General features: G+C 71.9%; 10 protein-coding genes. 3 read left to right on the top strand and 7 right to left on the bottom strand.

The window, feature by feature from the left end:
- Positions 1-458: 458 nt before the first annotated feature.
- On the top strand, positions 459-1016 hold the full coding sequence (locus Q6347_RS05555; RefSeq protein WP_304606868.1) for a GNAT family N-acetyltransferase: 558 nt from the start codon (positions 459-461) through the stop codon (positions 1014-1016).
- Between the two features lie 11 nt (positions 1017-1027).
- On the opposite strand, the gene Q6347_RS05550 is transcribed toward Q6347_RS05555, so the two are convergent.
- The 5 genes from Q6347_RS05550 to Q6347_RS05530 all read right to left on the bottom strand — a co-directional run bounded on the left by Q6347_RS05550 (position 1028) and on the right by Q6347_RS05530 (position 7004).
- Positions 1028-2029 (bottom strand): sugar phosphate isomerase/epimerase, encoded by a 1002-nt coding sequence (locus Q6347_RS05550; protein ID WP_171245565.1) that lies wholly within the window; start codon positions 2027-2029, stop codon positions 1028-1030.
- 19 nt (positions 2030-2048) lie between these two features.
- A complete protein-coding gene (locus Q6347_RS05545) occupies positions 2049-3227 on the bottom strand; it encodes a Gfo/Idh/MocA family protein (protein ID WP_304602348.1) in 1179 nt (392 codons plus the stop codon).
- Positions 3228-3329: 102 nt separating this feature from the next.
- Positions 3330-4397 carry a substrate-binding domain-containing protein gene (locus tag Q6347_RS05540; protein ID WP_304606867.1) on the bottom strand — a complete coding sequence of 356 codons (1068 nt, stop codon included), beginning with the start codon at positions 4395-4397 and terminating at the stop codon, positions 3330-3332.
- 64 nt (positions 4398-4461) lie between these two features.
- Complete coding sequence (locus Q6347_RS05535; protein ID WP_304602350.1) at positions 4462-5487, bottom strand: ABC transporter permease; 1026 nt, start codon at positions 5485-5487, stop codon at positions 4462-4464.
- Entirely contained in the window at positions 5484-7004 is a 1521-nt protein-coding gene (locus tag Q6347_RS05530) for a sugar ABC transporter ATP-binding protein (protein WP_304606866.1), read from the bottom strand. The genes Q6347_RS05535 and Q6347_RS05530 overlap by 4 nt, the downstream gene beginning before the upstream one ends.
- 177 nt (positions 7005-7181) lie before the next feature.
- Between Q6347_RS05530 and Q6347_RS05525 the strand changes: the two genes are divergently transcribed.
- Complete coding sequence (locus Q6347_RS05525; RefSeq protein WP_304602352.1) at positions 7182-8327, top strand: ROK family protein; 1146 nt, start codon at positions 7182-7184, stop codon at positions 8325-8327.
- Entirely contained in the window at positions 8324-8995 is a 672-nt protein-coding gene (locus tag Q6347_RS05520) for a ThuA domain-containing protein (protein ID WP_304602353.1), read from the top strand. The genes Q6347_RS05525 and Q6347_RS05520 overlap by 4 nt, the downstream gene beginning before the upstream one ends.
- Positions 8996-9023: 28 nt before the next feature.
- Here Q6347_RS05520 and ligA read toward each other — a convergent pair whose 3' ends face one another.
- Together ligA and Q6347_RS05510 are read right to left on the bottom strand one after the other, a co-directional pair.
- Positions 9024-11456 carry an NAD-dependent DNA ligase LigA gene (gene ligA / locus Q6347_RS05515; RefSeq protein ID WP_304602354.1) on the bottom strand — a complete coding sequence of 811 codons (2433 nt, stop codon included), beginning with the start codon at positions 11454-11456 and terminating at the stop codon, positions 9024-9026.
- Between the two features lie 43 nt (positions 11457-11499).
- Complete coding sequence (locus Q6347_RS05510) at positions 11500-21222, bottom strand: SpvB/TcaC N-terminal domain-containing protein (RefSeq protein WP_304606865.1); 9723 nt, start codon at positions 21220-21222, stop codon at positions 11500-11502.
- Positions 21223-21288 lie beyond the last annotated feature (66 nt).

Genomic DNA, 21288 nt, shown 5'->3' with positions numbered 1-21288 from the left:
AACTAGTTGTCCGATCCAAAGGAACCAATGAAGGTTCAAAATTTGGCATTGACTATCAAGCACACTGTTGAGTTCTCAAACAACCGACACACACCATCCAGGACCGGAACCTTTCGTCCCGACCCCGTCCGGGGCAACCCTTCAACCTTACCCGAACCGATCCGCCCTGTCCAACTCGCTGCTGCGAATCAGTGAGCGACCTGCTCGAGGTCAGGCCCCTGCCTCGTCCGAGGGGCGCACGAAGCGCCCTGTCCGTTCGAGGAGAGTTTCAACCCCGGCGGCCACCTCGCGGTGTCCGTTCCCTGTCGGGCTGACGTGAAAGAACATTACACGTCCCCGGCAGCGAGTCCAAGCCCGTGCGGGGTGACCCGGCGCACAGTGACCGCCGACACCGTCGTCGCAGGTCGTGCAGGGTGGGCTGAGCCGCGGAACGAGGCCGTTCGCGCTAGGTTCGCACCGTGAGCGCACCACCCGTCGTCGTCCGTCCCGCCCGGGAGGAGGAGGCCGCCGAGGTCGCCTGGCTCGGGGCCCTGACCTTCCCCCTCGCCTGCCCGCCCGGGACCTCGGCCGTCACCATGGCCCACCACATCGCGCACCGGCTCACGCCCGAGACCTTCCGCAGCTGGATTAGGGCCGACGACTGCTCCCTCCTCGTCGCCGACGCCGGCGGACTCGTCGGCTACGCGCTGCTGCTGCGGGGCGAGCCGGAGGGCGTCGCCGAGCGCGAGGCGCTGCGGACGACCGTCGGCGCGGGACCGTACGTCGAGCTCTCGAAGATCTACGTCCACCCCGACCGGCTGGGTGACGGCACCGCCGGCACCCTGATGACCGGAGCCGTCGAGGGCGCCGGCGTCCTGGCACCGCACCGGCCGCTGTGGTTGGGGACCAACGGTGACAACGCCCGCGCCCAGGCCTTCTACCGCAAGCACGGGTTCGCCGTGATCGGCGCCCGCACCTATGACGTCGGGGGTGTGCAGCACGACGACGTGGTCATGCTGCACACCCCCGTGGAGTGAGCGGGTCGGCCTCAGTCCTTCGTGGAGAAGGCCGCGTCGAAGGCTGCGTCCGGCGGGTCGAACGCGAGCCGGCGCACGAACTCCAGTCCCTCGGGTGCCCCGACGAGGCGGTCCATGCCGGCGTCCTCCCACTCCACCGACAGCGGGCCGTCGTACCCGATGGCGTTGAGCATCCGGAAGGAGTCCTCCCACGGCACGTCGCCGTGGCCGGTGGAGATGAAGTCCCAGCCCCGCCGCGGGTCGGCCCACGCCAGGTGGGACGACAGCCGACCGTTGCGACCGTTCAGGCGCTTCTTCGTGTCCTTGCAGTGCGCGTGGTAGATGCGGTCCTGGAAGTCCCACAGGAAGCCCACGGGGTCGACGTCCTGCCAGACCATGTGGCTCGGGTCCCAGTTGAGGCCGAAGGACTCCCGGTGCCCGATCGCCTCGAGCGTCCGCTGCGTCGTCCAGTAGTCGTAGGCGATCTCGCTCGGGTGGACCTCGAGGGCGAAGCGGACGCCGACCTCCTCGAAGACGTCGAGGATCGGGTTCCAGCGGTCGGCGAAGTCCTGGTACCCCGCCTCGACCATGTCGGCCGGGACCGGCGGGAACATCGCCACGGTCTTCCAGATGGAGGACCCGGTGAAGCCGACGACGGTCCGCACGCCGAGCTTCGCCGCCATGCGCGCGGTGTCCTTCATCGCCTCGGCCGCCCGCTGCCGGACGCCCTCCGGGTCGCCGTCGCCCCAGATCTCCGGCGCCAGGATCTCCTGGTGCCGCCGGTCGATCGGGTCGTCGCAGACCGCCTGGCCGGTCAGATGGTTCGAGATCGCCACGATCTGCAGCCCGTGCCGGGCCATCAGGTCCTGGCGCCCCTGGACGTAGTCGGCGTCGTCCCAGCGAGAGACGTCGAGGTGGTCACCCCAGCAGGCCAGCTCCAGGCCGTCGTACCCCCACTTCGCGGCGTGCCCGGCCACCTCCTCCAGGGGCAGGTCCGCCCACTGCCCGGTGAACAGGCTGATCGGTCGTGTCATGGTCGTTCCTCTCTCGTTCTCAGGCCAGCTCGATCCAACGGTGCTTGTCCGACGCGCTCCGCTCCACCGCATCGAGCACCCGTTGCACGGCGAGACCGTCCGCGAAGGACGGCGCGGGCGCCTGACCGGCTGCGAGCGCTCCCACCAGATCGACGACCTGATGGGTGAACGCGTGCTCGTAGCCGAGCCCGTGTCCCGGAGGCCACCAGGCCGCGACGAAGGGATGCTCGGCCTCGGTCACCACGATCCGTCGGAACCCGGCCGTCACCGCCGGTTCGGACGCGTCGTAGAAGTGCAGGACGTTCATGTCCTCGAAGTCGAACGCCAGCGACCCGGCGGACCCGTTGATCTCGATCCGGATCGCGTTCTTGCGCCCGACGGCGTACCGGGTCGCCTCGTAGCTCGCCATGGCGCCCCCGGACATCCGGCCGAAGAACACGGCCGCGTCGTCGACCGTCACCGGCCCCGTCTCGGTCCCGCCGGTCCCGGAGAGCCCCGAGAACTCGGTGGCCACGGGACGCTCGGGCACGAAGGTCTCGAGCATCCCGGCCACGCCCGTGATCCGCTCGCCGGTGATGAACTGGGTCAGGTCGACGACGTGGGCGCCGATGTCGCCCAGCGCGCCGGACCCCGCCTTGTCCTTGTCGAGCCGCCAGTTCAGCGGTGTCGAGGCGTCGGAGAGCCAGTCCTGCAGGTACTGCGCACGCACGTGGCGGATCTCGCCGATCCGCCCGTCGACGACGAGCTGCCGTGCGAGCTGGATGGCGGGGACACGCCGGTAGGTGAACCCCACCATCGCGTGCACCCCGCGGCGCGCGGCGCGGTCCGCGGCGGCCACCATCTGCTCCGCCTCGGCGACGGAGTTGGCCAGCGGCTTCTCGCACAGCACGTGCTTGCCGGCGTCGAGGGCCGCGACGGCGATCTCGGCGTGGGTGTTCCCGGGGGTGCAGATGTCGACGAGATCGATGTCGTCCCGCTCGAGCAGCCGGTGCCAGTCGGTCTCGGCGGACCCCCACCCGAGCCGGTCCGCGGCCGCGGTGACCTTCTCGCGGTTCCGTCCGGCGACCGCCGTCATCTCGGTGCGCAGCGGCAGGTCGAAGAAGCGGGGAGCGGTGCGCCAGGCGTGGGAGTGCGCCGCACCCATGAACGAGTAGCCGACCATGCCGACGCCCAGGCGGGCGCCGTCTGCTGCAGCCATTGGAGTGTCCTTTCATTCCTCGTGCGGCCCGGGCGCCCATGCGGGCGGACGAGCCGCGGTGGCGGGGCCCGCAGGCCCCGCCACCGTCGGGGTGCGGTCCGGTCAGGACTCGAACGCGTTGGGCAGGTACTGGTCGACGTTGTCCGCCGTCACGACCGGGGCGAAGAGCTGGACGGTGCGCGGCACGCTCGACGAGGCGAGGTCGCTCATGTCCTTCTCGTGCGCCACCAGGCGGGCCAGCTTGATGCCGTCGGCGGCCTGGGTCGCCGGGTAGATGACGGTCGCCTGGACGACGGAGTCGCCCTCCTGAATCTCGCGCATCATGTTGGCCGAGCCCGCACCGCCGACGACGAAGAACTCGTCACGACCGGCGTTCTCGATCGCCTGGAGGACGCCGACACCCTGGTCGTCGTCGTGGTTCCAGATGGCGTCGATCTCGGGGGCCGCCTGCAGCAGGCTCGAGGTGACCGACTCGCCGCCCTGGACGGTGAAGTCCGCCGCGACCTGGTTGTCGACGTCCAGCCCGCACTCGGACAGCGCGTCCTCGAAGCCCTGGCTGCGGTCCTGGGTCAGCGGCAGCGAGGCGATGCCCTGGATCTCGGCGACGACGGCGTCCGGCTGGTCGCCGAGCTGCTCGCAGATGTACTGGCCGGCCGAGACGCCCATGCCGTAGTTGTCGCCCAGCACCGTGGAGCGGGCGGCGAACGGGTCGGAGAACTCGCGGTCCACGTTGATGACCGGGATCCCGGCCTCCATGGCCTCGATCGCGACGTCGGTCAGCGCGGCGCCGTCGAACGGCAGGAGCACGATGGCGTCCACACCGTCGGCGATGAAGCCTTCGATCTGGCTGATCTGCACGTTGACGTCGTTCGTGCCCTCGGCGACACGGAGGTCGACGTCGTCGTAGTTCTCGGCCTCGGCCTCGGCGGCCGAGGTGATCGCGCCCATCCAGCCGTGGTCGGCGGCAGGGGCGGAGAAGCCGATGACGACCTCCTCGCCGGCCTCGTCGTTGTCGGAGACGGCCGTGGAGCCGCCGCCCTCCTCGGAGGACGCCTCGCTCTCCTCCTCGGCCGGTTCGTTGCTCACGCAGCCGGTCAGCAGGAGCGCCGAGGCGGCGAGGGCAGCGGGGATGCCGAGCATGCGCTGGCGGCGGTTCATACGTACGGACATGGGATCTTCCTCGATTCGGTCCGGATCGTGCTGGGTGGGTGTGGTGGTGTGTGCGGGGGTGGGGTCAGCTCGATCTCGAGGGTGCCGAGATCCGCTGCTGCAGCAGCACGGCGCCGACGATGATCGCGCCCTTGGCGATCTGCTGCACCGAGCTGTCGAGGTTGTTGATGATGAAGACGTTCGAGAGCGTCGCGAAGATGAGGACGCCGATGACGGTGCCGATGATCGTGCCGCGTCCCCCGGCCAGGAGCGTGCCGCCGACGACGACCGCGGCGATCACGTCGAGCTCGTAGAGCAGGCCGTTGGTCGACGAGCCGGCCCCGGTCCGGGCGAGCATCATCGTGCCGGCGATGCCGACGGTGAGACCGGAGAGCCCGTAGACGTACATGAGGTGACGCTTGACCTTGATGCCGGCCAGGCGCGCCGCCTCCGGGTTGCCGCCGACCGCGACGGTGCGGCGACCGAACGTCGTGCGGTTGAGCAGGAACCAGCCGGCGACGACGACGAGCGCGAAGATCCACACGATCTTCGGCACGCCCAGGAGGTTGCCCTCGAAGGTGTTCTCGAACGACGACGTCTGGACGAGCTGGGTACGACGGTTCGCGATGAGCTCGGCGAGCCCGCGGGCCGCGACGAGCATGGCGAGCGTCGCGATGAACGCGACGACGTTCCCGTAGGCGATGATCACGCCGTTGACCAGCCCGGCTCCGAGCCCGACGAGGAGCGCACAGCCGACCATGACGATCCAGCCGTACTGGCCGGCCAGGTCCTGCGTCGCCAGCGTCGTGGCCCACACCGTCGTCAGGCCGAGCACGGAACCGACCGACAGGTCGATGCCGCCCGTGGTGATGACGAAGGTCATGCCGATGGCCATCACCCCCGTCACGGACGCCAGGCTGAGGATGATCGTCAGGTTCGTCAGGCTCGCGAACCGTTCGCCGCCCGTCAGGAACCCGACGAGGCACAGCAGGAGGAGCGCGGCGACCAGCCCCAGGTTGCGGACGACGGTCCCCGAGAGGGCCCGGCGGCCGCCTGCTCGTGCGCTCGATGCTTCTGTCGTCGGACGTGACGACACCTTCTGCTCGCTCACGCGACACTTCCTTCCATGACCATGTCGAGCACCTGGTGCTCGTCGATCGACTCGGCGGGCCCTGAGTGCACGACCTGGCCCTCGGAGATCACGAGGACGCGGTCGGCCAGGCCCAGGACTTCGGGGATCTCGCTGGAGACGACGAGCACGGCGGTCCCGGCGTCGGCGAGGCGGCGGATCAGGGAGTAGATCTCCGACCGCGCGCCGACGTCGACGCCCCGGGTCGGCTCGTCGAGGAGAAGGACCTCGACGCCGTGCACCAGCCAGCGGGCGAGCATCGCCTTCTGCTGGTTGCCGCCCGACAGGGTGCGGATCGCCCGGTCGACGTCCGGCGGACGCAGGTCGAGCGCCGTGGCCTGCTCCTGGGCGGCCTTCTTCTCGGCACGTTCGTCGAGCCAGCCGCCGCGTGCCATGCCCGCGAACGTCGACAGGGTGATGTTCCGGTAGACCGGCTCGTCGAGCACGAGACCCTGGCTCTTGCGCTCCTCGGGAGCGAGCCCGATGCCGGCGGCGACCGCCCCGGACACCGAACCGCGGTGCAGCCTCTTCCCGTCGAGCGTGATCTTCCCGCCCGTCGCCCGACGTGCGCCGTAGATGGTCTCGAGGATCTCGGACCGCCCCGAGCCGACGAGGCCGGCCAGGCCGACGATCTCCCCGGCACGGATCGACAGGGAGACGTCGGAGAAGACCCCGGCGAGGGCCAGGTCGGTGACCTCGAGCCGGACCGGCGCCTCCTCGGGCACGCCGGGCCGGTCGGGGAACGCGTACTCCATCTCCCGGCCGGTCATGAGCTTGATGAGCTCGTCGGTCGGCGTGGTCGACACGTCCAGGTTCCGACCGACGGTGCGGCCGTCCTTGAGGACGGTGATGCGGTCGCCGATCCGCCGGATCTCCTCCAGACGGTGCGAGATGTAGATGATGGCGATGCCCTGGCGGGTCAGCTCGTCGACGACCCGGAAGAGGTTGTCGACCTCGCCGGAGTCCAGGACGGCCGACGGCTCGTCCATGACGATGACGCGTGCGTCCCGCGAGAGCGCCCGGGCCATCGAGACGATCTGCTTGCCGGCGGCCGGCAGCTCCCCGACCTCCTGGTGCGGTGAGATCTCCGGGTGCCCCAGGCGGTCCATGAGCTGCCGGGTCCGCTGCGCCGCCGAGCGGCGACGCGTGAAACCGGCGGAGGCGAGCTCGTGCCCCAGGTAGATGTTCTCGGCGACGGTCAGGCCGTCGACCACGTCCAGCTCCTGGTACATCGTCGCCACGCCGTGCTCGAGCGCGGCGTCGGGGTGCGGGATGGCGATCTTCTCGCCGTCGAGCAGGATGGTGCCGGCCGTGGGCTGGTGGGCCCCGGCCAGGACCTTGATGAGCGTGGACTTCCCGGCGCCGTTCTGGCCGAGCAGGCAGTGGACCTCGCCGGGGAGGACGTCGAGGTCCACACCGTCGAGCGCCTTGGCACCCGGGAAGTGCTTGACGATCCCTTGCATCTGCAGCAGCGGCGCTGCGGGGTCTTCGGTGACCATGCGACGACTCTAGAGAGACTTCTGCTCGTCGTCAATCATAAGTTCCGAGACTTTCGGATCGTTACCTCGCTGTGATGCGAACTCCGTCGACACATGCGATGGGGAATGAAGGCGTGGTTCACTGTGCTCATGGAAGGGCTGGCGAAGTTTCCCCCGCGTCCCACGGGAGCCGGAGCGATGTTTCAGCTGTTCCGGGACGGTCGACCGCGCACCCGTGCGTCGCTGGTCGCCGCCACCGGGCAGTCGCGCTCCACCGTGGCCGGACGCATCGACGCGCTGCGTGCGATCGGGTTGCTCGCCCCCGCCGGCGAGGCGACGAGCACGGGTGGCCGGCCGCCGTCGACCTTCGCCTTCGACCCGACGTCGCGGATCGTCCTCGGCGTCGACCTCGGCGCCACGCACGCACGACTCGCGGTCACCGACCTCGCCGGAGAACCGATCGGCGTCCTCGAGGAACCGGTCTCCATCGCCGACGGGCCCGGGCACGTCCTGGACTGGGTCGCCGAGACGGGGTCCAAGGTCGTCGCCCAGGCCGGGAGGCGTCTCGACGAGCTCGCCGGGGTCGGCATCGGCCTCCCCGGCCCCGTCGACCACACCACGGGACGGCCCGTGAACCCGCCGATCATGCCCGGCTGGGACGGCACGGACGTCCCCACCGAGCTCCACGCGCGCCTCGGCGCCCCGGTCCAGGTGGACAACGACGTCAACATCATGGCCCTGGGCGAGCACCGGACCCTGTGCTCCGAGGTCGACGACCTGCTGTTCGTCAAGGTGGCGACCGGTATCGGTGCCGGCGTCATCATGGACGGCGAGCTGCGGCGCGGCGCCCAGGGTGCGGCGGGCGACCTCGGCCACATCACGGTGCCGCGCGCCTCGGACATCCCGTGCCGCTGCGGCAACACCGGATGTCTCGAGGCCGTCGCGGGCGGCGCCGCCATCGTCGCCGACCTGCGGGCACGCGGCGCCGACGTCAGCACCACCCGTGACGTCGTCGACCTCGTCCGCGCCGGCGACGTCGCGGCCGGGCAGGCCGTGCGCCAGGCGGGCCGCGACATCGGCAGCGTGCTGGCCGCCTCGGTGAGCCTGCTCAACCCCGCCCGCATCGTCATCGGCGGCATCCTGTCCGACGCCGGCGAGCACCTCATGGCCGGGATCCGCGAGATCGTCTACCAGCGCTCGCTGCCGCTGGCGACGCAGCACCTCCGGATCGCCACCACCGGTGCCGGTGCCCAGGCCGGCGTCGTCGGGGCCGCGTTCCTCGTCACCGAGCAGTACCTCGCGGCGCCGTCCGTCGACGCGCTCATCGCCCAGGAGGAGGCGTGAGCACGCGCAACGCCCTGGTCGTCCGGGGCGGGTGGGACGGCCACGACCCCGTCGGGACGACCGAGATCTTCATCCCGGTCCTCAAGGACGCCGGCTTCGAGGTCACCGTCGAGGAGTCGCTGGAGGTCTACGCCGACGAGGGTGTCATGGCCGGCAGCGACCTGATCGTCCAGTCGTGGACGATGGGCGACATCCTCGTCGAGGAGATGCACGGCCTCCGCGTCGCCGTCGAGAACGGCACCGGCCTCGCCGGCTGGCACGGCGGCCTCCTGGACGCGTTCCGCGGCGCCACCGACTTCCAGCACCTGGTCGGCGGCCAGTTCGTCGCCCACCCCGACGACGTGGTCGACCACGAGATCGCCGTCCACCCCGACCGTGCCGACCACCCGGTGGTCGCCGGCCTGCCCGCCCGCACGCGGCTGACCACCGAGCAGTACTGGGTGCAGCACGACACGGCGTGCGACGTGCTGATGACGACCACGCACACGTCCCGCCCCGGCACCCCGTGGCACGAGGACGTCACGGTTCCGGTGGCGTGGACCCGCTCCTGGGGACGGGGCAGGGTCTTCGCCTGCTCCGTCGGTCACACCGTGGCGGACGTCCAGGAACCGACGATTCACGAGGTCATCTCGCGCGGCCTGCTCTGGGCCGCGCGCAGCCCGCGCTGACCGGCCCGCGACGTCCGGACCTCGTCTCTCAGGCGCCGAGCGCCTCCGGGCCGCCGTCGAGCAGCACCGTGAACTGCGCCTCGTCGAGGATCGGGACCCCGAGCTGCTCGGCCTTGGTGGCCTTGGAACCGGCCTTCTCCCCCGCCACGACGTAGTCGGTGTTCTTCGACACGGACCCGGCGGCCTTGCCGCCCGCCGCGACGACGGCCTCCTTCGCGCCGTCCCGCGAGTAGTTCTCCAGCGACCCCGTGACGACGACGGTCAGCCCGGCGAGCGGTCCCGTCGGCCCCTCGGCGGCCTTCTCCGCCATCACCGCCGGGCCGGGGTGTCCCGGGGTCTCGAAGCGGACGCCCGCGCGGGCCCAGGTCTCGACGATCTCCCGGTGCCAGTCGACCTCGAACCAGGCCTGGACCTCGTCCGCGATGACCGGGCCGACACCCTCCACGGCGGCGAGCTCGTCACGGGACGCCGCACGGATCGCCTCGAGCGACCCGAACCAGTCCGCGAGCGCGCGGGCCGCGACCGGGCCGACGTGCCGGATGTTGAGCGAGACCAGGATCCGCCACAGGTCCTTGACCTTCGCCCTGTCGAGCTCGTCGAGGAGCTTGGTGGCCTGGGCGTTGGGCTCGTACAACGACTCCCCCGCCTCGACGGCTGCTCGTTCGTCGGCCTTGGACAGCTTGCGCTTCTTCTGGAACGGGCGCACCGCCTTGACCGTCTGGACCGAGCCGTCCGGCATCTCGAACTCGGCCGACTCCCCGCGCCCGTCCCACTCCTTCGGCAGGCCGGTCTCGGAGTCCCGCACCACGGCGCGGATCGGCGCCAGCTCGTCGAGCGTCAGGTCGAACAGCCGTGCCTCGGTGCGCAGTGGCGGCTCCTTCGGCTCGAGCGGTTGCGTCAGGGCGGCCGCGGTCACCTCGCCGAGCGCGTCGACGTCGAGCCCGCCGCGGGAGCCGATGTGCTCGACACGGCCCCGCACCTGGGCGGGGCAGGACTCGGCGTTCGGGCACCGGAGGTCGACGTCACCCTCCTTCATGGGCCGCAGCGGCGTCCCGCACTCGGGGCAGTCCGCCGGCATCACGAAGTCCTCGCGGGGATAGCCGTCGTCGGCGAGCGCCGTGACCGGGCCGAGGATCTCGGGGATGACGTCGCCCGCCTTGCGCAGCACGACCATGTCGCCGATGCGCACGCCCTTGGCCTTCACGACGTCCTGGTTGTGCAGGGTGGCCTGGCGCACCGTGGACCCGGCGACCAGGACGGGCTCCATGACGGCGTACGGCGTGGCGCGACCGGTCCGCCCGACGCCGACCTGGATCGCGAGGAGGCGCGTGTTCACCTCCTCGGGCGGGTACTTGTAGGCCGTCGCCCAGCGCGGCGCGCGGCTGGTGGCGCCCAGGAGGCGCTGGTCGGCCAGGGCGTCGACCTTGACCACGATGCCGTCCAGCTCGTGCTCGATGTCGTGGCGGTGCTCGCCGAAGTGGTCGATCATCTCGAGCACCGCGTCGACGCCCTCCACGACCCGGTTGTGGGGCGAGATCGGGATGCCCCACCGCGCGAAGAGGTCGTAGGCGTCCGAGAGGTTGGCCAGCTCCTCGTGCTGCCCTTCCGTCCACTGGAGCGCGCCGACACCGTGCGCGTACAGGCGCAACGCCTCGATGCGGGCGAGCCCCGCCTCGTGCTCGAGCCCGGTCTTCTTGTCCAGGAGCTGACGCAGCCCGCCGGCGGCGGCGTTGCGCGGGTTCGCGAACTGGGGGAAGCGGCGCAGCGCGGCCACGCGGGCGCGTTCCTCGTCGAACTCGCGGGTGGCCGCACGCTCCCGCGCCTCGGCGACCGCCCGGTCGCGCAGCTCGACCTGCAGCTCGTTGAGCCGCGCGAAGGACGCCGTCGGGATGAACACCTCCCCGCGGATCTCGACGACGTCCGGGTGCTCGTCACCGTCGAGCCGGTGCGGGATCTGCGCGATGCGCAGCGCGTTGGCGGTGATGTCCTCGCCCGTACGGCCGTCCCCGCGGGTGGCGGCACGGACCAGGCGCCCCTGCTCGTACAGCAGCGCGATGGCCAGGCCGTCGATCTTGACCTCCGACAGGTAGCCGACGGCGCCTCCGGGCACGTCGAGGTCGCGGGCGACCCGGGCGTCCCAGGCGCGCAGCTCGTCCGTGCTGAACACGTTGTCGAGCGACAGCATCGGCTCGAGGTGGTCGACGTTCGCGAACGCGGTCGAGGCCTGCCCGCCGACGCGCTGGGTCGGCGAGTCCGGCCGGCGCAGCGCCGGGTGGGCGGCCTCGAGCGCCTCCAGCTGGTGCATGCGCGCGTCGTACTCCGCGTCGGAGACCTTCGGCGCGTCGTGCTGGTAGTAGGCGGCCTGGTCCTCCTCGACGAGGGCGACGAGCTCGGCCCAGCGACGCTGGGCCGAGGCCTCGTCGAGCGCGGACGGGTCGAGGGTGGCGTCGGTGTCGGTCACGCCCCCATCTTGCCGTGGGACACCCACACCGCGCGTCCGCGGCTCAGAAGGACGCCGACCGGGGTCTGGTGGCCGACGCCGGCGGCGGGAGCGCACCCCCGCCGCCCGCGGCGTCGAAGGACGCCGACCGCCCGCGGTTGGCGGCCGCGGGCACGCCCCCGCCGCCGGCGCCTCCGCCCTGGGCCGCCTGGCCGCCCTGGCCGCCCTGGCCGCCCGGCGCCGCGCCGCCGGCCGCCGGACCGCCGGCCCCGCCCTGGTTCCCGGCGTTGCCCGGGCCCGGGTTGGGCCCGTTCGCGGCCCCGCCCTGCTGACCGCCCCCGGCCTGGGCACCGGCGGAGTCGGAGCTCTTGCCGATGTCCCACAGCGAGATGCCCTCGAGCTTGATCGACGGGCTGCGCAGCGAGCCGGAGGCCTTGAACCGCAGCAGGGTGAAGAACTTGTCCACCTTGTCGGAGGCGTCCTGCCACTTCTGCTGGCGGGCCTGGCCCGCGGCGTCGTAGCTGAGCAGGAGCTGCCCGAACCGGGCCGGCGACGGCCGGTTCGCCCGCGTGGTGTCGGAGACGGTGAACGTCCCCTGCTTGTTCTTCTCGAAGTTCTGGCCGGCGCTGACGGGTGCCCGCCCGTCGGAGTCGACGTACCGCAGCGGGTTCGCCGCCGCGTAGGTGTACGCCGAGAGCAGGCCGGGGTCCGCGACGACGGCGTCGGGGTCCTCGGTGAGCAGCGGCTCGGTGGACAGGAACCGCTGGTCCCGCCACGAGTACCACCGCTCGCCGAAGTTGACCGTCTTGTAGGTGCTGTCGTTCCACCCGCCGGCGAACAGGTACGGGGTGTCCTTGATCCGGCTCTGGCCGGCGACCCACTTCTGACCGGACGGCAGGTACTCCAGGTACTGGAAGACGCTGCCGACCTCGTCGGTCACCACTCGCAGGCTGCCCTGCAGGTCGGTGTGGAAGAACTGCACGTACAGGTCCTCGACCGGCGGGCACAGCCCGTCGCCGTCGGGGTCGGCAGCCCCGACGTCGCAGGCGCAGGCCTGGGTCTCGGGGTCGCACACGCAGTTCTCGTCCACCAGCGGGTCGCAGCCCGCGGGAGGCTGCGGCGCCGGGGCCGTGCGGTGGCTGGCGACCTTCGTCGTGCCGAGGTAGATCTCGGCGTACCGGTGACCGTCGTTCTCCAGGCGCCAGGCCTCGTTGACGAAGAAGTACGTGCCGCCCGGCCCTCGCTCGAGCACCAGGTTGCCGTCGGCGTCGTACCGGTAGGAGGTGTCGTTGCCGTCCTCGCCGATCTCGACCAGCCGGTCCTCGGCGTCCCACTCCATGCGGCGGTCCAGCTCGGAGGAGTCCGAGCTCGCGCAGGGCTCGGTCCACCCGGTCATGTTGCCGTTGACGTCGTGCTCGTAGCTGCGGCCGCCCGCCCGGACCACCTGGTGCGGGTGGTCGGGGTCGAACTGCTGGTCCAGCCACGCGTACGTCGACTCGGGGTCCTGGTTGTCCGAGCCGCCGCCCGACCCGCTGTACGGGTCGCACTGCGGCTCGTCCGTCGACCCGGAGTCCGGCAACGAGCCGTCGCCCTTCTTCGAGTTCGTCTTCTGCTGCGAGCGCCCCGGACCCTTGCCCCCGCCCTTGCCGGTCGTGGACTCGGTCGCGGTCGCCTGCGTGACGTCGACGAGGTTGCCGTTCGGCGTCCGGTCCGCGGTGTACTCGTAGGTGCGGTCCTCCTGCCGGTCGACGTAGCGCCCCTCGGCCCCGGCCAGCCGGTAGTGCTGGTCGTAGGTGTAGGCCTGCTGGGCGGGCCCGGGCAGGTTGTTCGCCGGGATGTCGCCGAGCTCGTCGAGCGACCCGGCGGACCCGCCGTCGTAGAGCGCGTTGGCGACGTCGGTGACGTTGCCGACGACGTCGTAGGAGTACCGCAGCTCCTGCAGCTCGCGGGCGACCGAGGTCGTGCCGTCCCACTGCTCCTGCGCGGCGGCGTCCGTCGCGATCCCGGTGAGGAACCGGCGGTCCGGGTCGTAGTCCTTCTCCGTGGTGACCCCCGTGCCGGTGGTCACGGTGCGCACCTCGCCGAACTCGTCGTAGCCGGCGTGGGTGACGTAGACGATCTCCCGGTCCGGACGCGGTACGGGGTCGCCCTCGACGGTGTAGGCGTCGTGCTGCGGCGCCAGGGACCACAGCCCGGAGACCTGGCCGCCCAGGTCGTACTCGTGGTGCAGCACCTCGCCGGTGCCGCCGTCGTCACCCGGGTACGTGAGCGTCACGACGCGCTGCAGCGAGTCGTACTGCCACCGGGTGGCCCACGTGGGCTGCGGCTCGTCCTGGCCGATGCCGAACGGGTCGACGCCGCGGGTGACCGCCTCGGTGGAGACGTTGCCGTCCACGTCGTAGGCGTACTCGCGGGCCACCGCCGGCGTCGCCTCGCGGGCCACCCGGCCCTCGCTGTTGCCCGGTGCCCCGGCCCCCAGCTCGTCGCCGTAGGTGTACTCGACGTCGCCGGTGTCGTCCGGGTAGGTGATGCTGCGCAGCCGGTCGAAGTCGTAGGCGTGGACCACCGACGTGCCCTCGGCCCGGCGCACCTCGTCGACCGTCTCCGCGACGTCCCCGGCCGGGGTCCAGGCCCGTTCCAGGAGCCCGGAGTCGGGCGTCTCGACGGACGTGCCGAGGTCCAGCATGTCGTAGCCGTAGCGGCTCACCGCGCCGGCCGTGTCGGTCACCTTCGTCAGGCGGGCCAACGGGTCGTAGGCGTACGTGGTCAGCAGCGGCGTCGTCCCGGTCCGGGCGGACTCCACGATCCGCTCGTCGCCGATCCCGGCGGCCGGCAGGGCGTCCAGCAGCCCGTCCGTGGTGCCGCCGGTCGGCGCCGGGCTCTCCACCACGGCCAGCACCGCGCCGCGCACGTCGGAGAACCGCTGCACCTCCCGCTCCAGCGGGTCGGTGACGGTGACGCTCGCGACCTGGTGGCTCAGGTGCGGCGGCTCGGTGATGTCGTAGGCGCGCCGCTCGACGCTGCCGTCGGGCAGCACCACACGGGTGAGCCGGTCGAGCAGGTCGTACCGGCGCTGGGTCGGGTCCGTCACCGGCACGTGCGTGTCGGCCGGGTCCCCGGACGAGTTCCGGGTGTTGTAGGTCGTCAGGCCCGGCGGCAGGTCGCCGCCCCCGGGATACGTGGCCTCCTCGACGACCGGGTACCACTCGCGCACCTCGCGCCCCAGGGCGTCGAAGTCGACGGCGCCCTCGACGACCATCGCGGGCGTGTCGCCGAGCGCGACGACCTGCGCGTCCCGCTTGCGCTGGACGACGCGTGCCATGCCGTCGACGAACGCCGCGGTGTCGAGGGTGTCGGCCGCCGGGGTGCCGTCCGTGAGCACGGCGTCGTGGTGGCGTGCGGCCGCCCACGCGTGCCCGTCGGAGTTGAACCCGCCGTAGGCGTAGGTCACCGTCGCCGGGCCCGACCCGCTGCCGTCGCAGGCGAAGTCCCCGGACTCGCGGGGCGTGGCCACCGCGGCGATGCGCCCGAGCGCGTCGTAGCAGTACTCGGTGGTGTTGCCGTTCGCATCCGTCGTCGTCGCCGGCAGCCCGACCGTGTAGTCGTACGTCGCGGTCGAGGTCACCCCGTGCGAGTCCGTCACCTGGGCGATGTCGGTCACGCGGTGGTCGTCGTAGACGTAGTCCACGCAGTAGCGCTGCTCCTCCGCAGCGCGCGTGGCGGCGTCCACCTCGTCCTGCGGGGCGTCTGCCGCGGGGACGCAGCCCTCGAACACCGACTCCTCGGGCAGCGCCGGCGGCGTGCCGCCGCAGGCCGAGGAGTCGGTCTCGCCGGTGAGCACGTTCGCCGGGTACCGCACGGCGTCGTAGTTGCCGTACGGCTCGAACGCCATCTCGGTCACCGCGACGACGTCGTCGCCGCAGACGTCCTGGCCCTGCGTCTCCACGATCCGGATCGGCACGGCGTTGCCGCACAGGTCGAGGCTGCCGTCACGGTACTTCAGCACCTCACCCGAGTCGTCGGTGCCGGCGTGCACCGCCACGGTGGCGGGCACCTGCACCCACGAGCTGTCGTCGCCGCCGTAGCGCGGCGTGGTGCACGGCGGGTACGTCGTCACGGTCGTGGTGTCGTCACCCGTGGTGCCGGTCTCCGCGTGGTCGACGGCGGTGAGCGTGTTGCCCAGCCCGTCGTAGGTGAAGTCGGTCGTGCGGGCGTGCCCGTCGCCGTCGGCGTCGAACCGCGTGAACGTCTCGGACGTCAGCCGCGGGGCGAGGGCCAGGTCGAACAGCGCCGTGCGGGCCGGGTCCCCGACGTCGGGCACGACACCGGTGAACTCGTCGCCGTTGGCGGGCTCGCCGGCACCGGGCTCGCCGACCACGACGTGAGCCAGCTCCCACGTGGTGTCGGTCCGTTCCAGCAGCCGGTCGTCGCCCTCGGTGTCACCCGGTGCGAGCAGGTCGACACGTTCGGCCAGCCCGTCGTCGAACGGGGTGTCGTTGCGGTACGTCCAGCGGGTGATGCGCTGCAGACCCGGGTCGTAGGACGGGCCGTCGGCCGGGTCGGCGTCGACGTCGTACTCGCGCTGCTCGACCGCGTCGAACCCGAGCATCGTGCGGTGCAGGTGGTCGTAGGCGTCGCCGGAGTAGGAGAACTCCCGGCGCTGGACGTCGGTGCCGTCGCCGGGGCGCCCGTCGTCGTACTCCACCTCGCTCATGACCCACAGCGAGTTCGGCTGGACGATGCTGTTGCCGGTGCGCTCGTAGTCCACCCGGACAGCACCGCCGAGCGGGTTGTCGACCGCCTTGAGCATGTTGGTGCGGCCGGCCTGGTTCAGCCGGACCTCGACGTGCTCGTCGGTCAGGCTCTCCACGACGTCGAGGTAGCCGTCGCCGTCCATGTCGGTCATGTCCACGACGGTCCGCGAGCGCTCGTAGCCACCGTGCACGCCGGGGTTGATGATGACGTAGCAGGCCACCAGGCAGATCGGGCCGACGGAGACGGTGAAGTCGAAGCCGCCGTTGACCGAGGTGCTGCGGGCCAGGTCGGCCCGGTTGTCGATGGTCAGGTCGCCGACGCCGAAGTCGGGCGACGGGTACGTGCCCAGCACCTTCGCGGTGCGGCCGTTGCCGTCCGCCGCGCCGAAGACGGTCTTCGGCGCGCTCTCGTTGCCGTCGGCGTAGACCATGCGGTCCAGCACCCCGTCGCCGTCGACGTCGATCCAGGAGGCCTCGGACAGGGTCCCGCCCTCGGCACCCCCGACGCCACCGCCGAACTCGTAGGCGTTGAGCTGGAAGCCGCCGGACAGCGCCCCCGACACGCTCTCGGAGGCCTCGAACACCCCGCCGGACCACTTCACCGGGTCGGCGTAGCCGTAGCCGGTGCCGAGCGCCACCTGCACACCGCTCTCGGACCAGGTCTCCACGAGGTCGGTCACGCCGTCGCCGTTGACGTCGTCGAGGTCGACGCTGACCTGGACGCCCTGACCGGTGCTGTCACCGTCGGGCAGGAGGTCGTCGACGCCCCCGTCGAGCCCGTCGGTGTTGTCGCCGAACGGGTTGGTCCACTGGCCCTGGATCGAGAAACCCAGCCCGATGCTCATGCCCCGGGTCTTGTTCTTGGACGTCCCGTTCTGGGCCCCGACCGTCGGGCTGCCGGCGGAGGTCTTCGTCTGCTCGCTGCCCTCGATGGAGACGGGCGACCCGCCGAGACCGCCGCCGACGGAGACCGCCGTCGAGATCGTGTTCTCGACCTCGCTGCCGCTGTCCAGGCTGCCGCCGCGCGGACCGGTGTAGTCGGCGTCGCTGCCGGAGCGCACGTCGGGGAAGCCGTCGCCGTTGAGGTCCTGGAAGTCGGTGACCGTCCGGCCGCCGCCGATGGCCCCGCTGAGGCTGGCCGGCCCGAGACCGAGCGCGGCGTTGAAGTCCCCGTCGATGGTCAGCACGCGGGGTGCCGGGCGGGCGTCGTCGCTGCTGCCCGGGCTCGTCGAGCCGCCGGAGGTGCCGCCCGGGTCGACCACGGCGATCTCCTCGCCGATACGGGTCGAGCGGATACCGGTGGCCGTGACGAACAGCCCCTCCTCGGACGCCGCACGCCAGCGGTCGGCGGCGCCGCCGTCCGGACCGGGCAGCGGGAAGTAGGGCAGGGCCTTGTCGAACGAGTCCGCCACCTTGTCGGCCGACGACCCCAGGTCGCCGGGCTCGCCGGCGACCTCGGTCGCGTCCGGGGCGTCCGGGATCTCGGTGTCCTCGTCGAAGTCGTCGACGCCCTCCGGCTCCAGCTCGAAGTGGTCGCGCTGCAGCAGGGCGTCGCCGCGCGGCTCGTCGGGGTCGTCGCGGGGGATGTCGGGGTGGTCGGCGTCGTAGCCGGCGGCGGTCCACCCGCGGTTGCCGGAGGCGAAGACCGACTGGACGTCGGGGGCCACGAGCCGGGCGGTGAGGTCGCCCGCGCCCTTGTCGTCCTCGTCGTCGTCCGACGTCGCCACGACCGTCAGGCTGCCGTTCTCCAGCACGTGGGCCGCCATCGGGGCGTCGTGCAGGGAGACCTCGACCCAGTAGTCCTGGCCGGGCTCGGCGTCGAAGTCCAGGGTCGTCTCCCCCTCGACCCGGTACTCGGACGGCAGCACGAACGGCCCGTCGTCGTGGTTGTGCTCGACGGTGAACCCGTCGGACTTGGCCACCACGCCGACGATGCCGTGCTCGTCCTCGCTCTTGACCGTCACCACGGCGGGCGAGGACGCCCAGCCCTCGTCGTCGGGTTCCACCTCGAGGTAGTCCCAGATCCGGTCCGCCACGACGTCGACGTCGAGGGTGAAGGTCCCGGCCGCGTCCGGCGACCAGGGCAGGTACGGCCCCGTCACCTCGTCGGAGACGGAGAAGACCCGCACCGACGGGATGACGACGGGCCCGGTGGACGACGGCAGCACGGCGTCGGCCGGCAGGTCGTCCGGCGTGGCCTCGCCGTTCGGACCGGACTCGGCGACCGGGTCGGCGAGCTCGAGCTGGACGTCCAGCGCGAGCGACCGCGGGTCGACCGGGGAGTCCGAGGCGACCTCCAGCGCGAGCCAGTCGGGGTTGTCCACGACGCTGTCGCAGTCCTCGGCGTCGCCGTCGTCGAAGCAACCGGCGGGCTCGGCCACCTGACCGACCTCGGAGACGTCGAACGTGTAGGTCAGCTCCACCGACGTCGGGGCGACCTCGATGGGGTCCTCCCCGGGTGGTGCCTCGGGTTCGTCACCGGGGGCCGGGCCGGCGCCCAGCAGCCCCTCGGCACCTCCGTCGGGGGTGAGGGTGACGACCGACGAGGTGCCCTCGGTCGAGCCGGCGTTGAGCCCGTGGCTCGCGACGACCTCGACGTCGTCGGTCAGCAGGCCGGTGCGCTCGAGGGTGACCGTCAGGGTCGCCTCCCCGGGGTTCGGCAGCAGGGTGCGGCCGCCGTCCCGCCCGAACGTCGTGAAGTCCTCGGCGGCGTCGTAGGAGAGGACGTCGCGTCCCTGGGCGTCCGGTAGCGGGTCGCTCGTCGGCACGCCCGACCCGACGGACGAGTACGTGACCGCCGGTGCCCACTCGACGAGGTCGTCGGTGCCGTTGTCGATGACGTGGGTGCGGAAGAAGATCTCGTCACCGGCGTCCACGGACACGGAGACGGCGTGGTCGACGCTCGGGCTCGCGCCGGTCAGCGTCTCGTCGAGCGGGCGCTTCGGCGTGGTGTCCAGGGTCTCGATCATGACCCGCACGCCGTCGCCGTCGTAGTTGCCAGCGTCGGCCAGGGTCGCGGTCCCGGTGACGTCGACGACGCCGTCGTAGGGCGCGACCCACCGCCGCACGGTGTCGTAGCGCGGCGCAGAGGCCTCGAGGAGCTCGTCGACCCCCTCCGGCTCGGCACTGGCGAGCTCCGAGGAGAAGCTGCCCATCGGCACCGCGGTGCCGGCGGAGGAGGCCACGAACTCGATGGAGCCGTCCGACTCGTCGTAGACGCTGAAGAACACCTGCCAGCCGCTCGACCCCTTCTTGATGAGGTCGGGACGGCCGTCGGCGTTGACGTCCGAGAAGTACCGGTCCGCCCAGTCGAACCCGAACGAGCCGCCGACCTGGATCGAGGCCACGGGGTAGAACTCGGCGTGCAGGTCGACGCCGAAGTCGGTGCCGGTACCGATCTTGGCCTCGTCGATCGTCATCGGCGCACCGAACCGGTCGGCGTGACCGGACAGGTCGTCACCGGGGCGCGACAGGTTGCGGGCGTACTTCACCGCGCCGTTCTCGACCCAGACACGATCCGGCAGGCTGTCGCCGTCCATGTCCATGAACGTGGTGACGTCCTCGCTGTTGCCGCCCGAGAGGTTGAAGGAACCGCCGAACGAGCCGATCTTGCTGGGTGCGACCGGGTTGAACCCGATGTACGAGCCGCCCTCGGCACCGCCGCGGAACGAGGTGGCCAGCGCGCTGGAGGCCGACACGTTCGACCCCGTGCTCACCGAGGAGTCGGTGTCGGTGTCCCAGCGGACCGGGTCCCCGAACAGGTCGAACGCGTCCCCGTCGCGCGGGACGTCGTCGAACCACTTCATGCGGTGCCACGCCTCGACGACACCGTCACCGCCGAACTGGCCGACACGCTTGACCAGGCTCTTGTCGAAGGGACCGGTCTTGTACTCCAGCGCGTACCCGCCGAGCAGCTCGCCGAGGTTGCCCGCGTCGATCTCGCCCGGGCCGTCGTCGGTGCGTGCACCGGGGGCGTGGTAGCGCACCTGGATCTCGCGCAGCAGGTCCGCGGTGACCACGGGGGCGCCTCCGGAGGCGTCCACCAGCGGGTCGGGCCGGGCGTCCACGGAGCCGCCGGAGGCGACGGTGGTGCCGCCGACGTCGCCGTCGCGCAGGAAGTAGACGCTGTACGGCGGGTCGTCGACGACGCCCTCGGAGTCCGGCTCGACGTCGAACCCGGTGTAGGTGATCTCCCGCAGGTACATCTCGAGACCGGGGCCGCTCGAGGAGCTGCCGTAGCCGACGCCGGTGGCGGTGTCGTACTCGAACCGCATGACGTTGCCGGAGATGTCCTCGACGTAGGTCAGCGGCCAGTGGAAGGCGTTCCCGGCCGCGGTGGTCAGCACCTGTCCCTGGCCGTCCGGGTCGCCGCCGTACCAGCGGTCGTTGCCGTCCTTGTCGGTGACCTGCCACCAGTAGGCGCCGGGGGTGTCCCCGTGCCGGACGATGCGCTCGTACTCGGTCTCGACCTGCCGCACGAAGTCGGTGCGCGGCCCGGCCTCGCGCGCCCCGTAGTCGCCGCCGTCCCGGATGGAGTGCGGGAACAGCCGTGCGCCGTCCAGCGCGTAGGTCTCGGTCTCGACGTCGGCGGCGAACCGGGGTGCGCCGTAGGTCGGGTCGACCGCGATCGCCCCGGCGTCGAGGTCCCAGCCGAGGCCGAGCCAGCCGTTGCCGCCCGAGGAGTCGTAGGTCAGGTCGAGGTCCGGCTCGACGCCGGCGCGGCCGGGCGGCACGAGCACCGGGTAGGACATCTGCGCGGCGCCGGCGCTCGTGGGGTCGGGCGGCTCGACGAGGGACAGCGCCTCGGTCGGGTCCCCGTAGTCCAGCTCGGCGAGGTCGACGCCCCCGAGGTCGTCCGGCGACGTGCCGGGGACGTCGTCGAGCGTCCCGACGGCGGGGTCCGCGAGGGGCTCCGCGACGCCGGGTGCCGCGGTGAGGGTCACCACCAGGGCGGCCGAGGCCGCCATCGCGGTGGCCGTGGTCCATCGTCGTGCCGCCGTGCGTCGCTCGCGCCGGGCAGGTCCTGCGGCCATGGGAGTCCCCTCTCGCACGGCCGAACGCCCGCCCGACCTCTCTCGAGACTACGGATGTGATCTGCG

The sequence above is a fragment of the Isoptericola sp. b408 genome, assembly GCF_030588085.1.
Lineage (GTDB): Bacteria > Actinomycetota > Actinomycetes > Actinomycetales > Cellulomonadaceae > Isoptericola > Isoptericola sediminis.
Note: the sequence above shows the minus strand (reverse complement) of the source record. Positions and strands in the feature narration are given on the sequence as shown.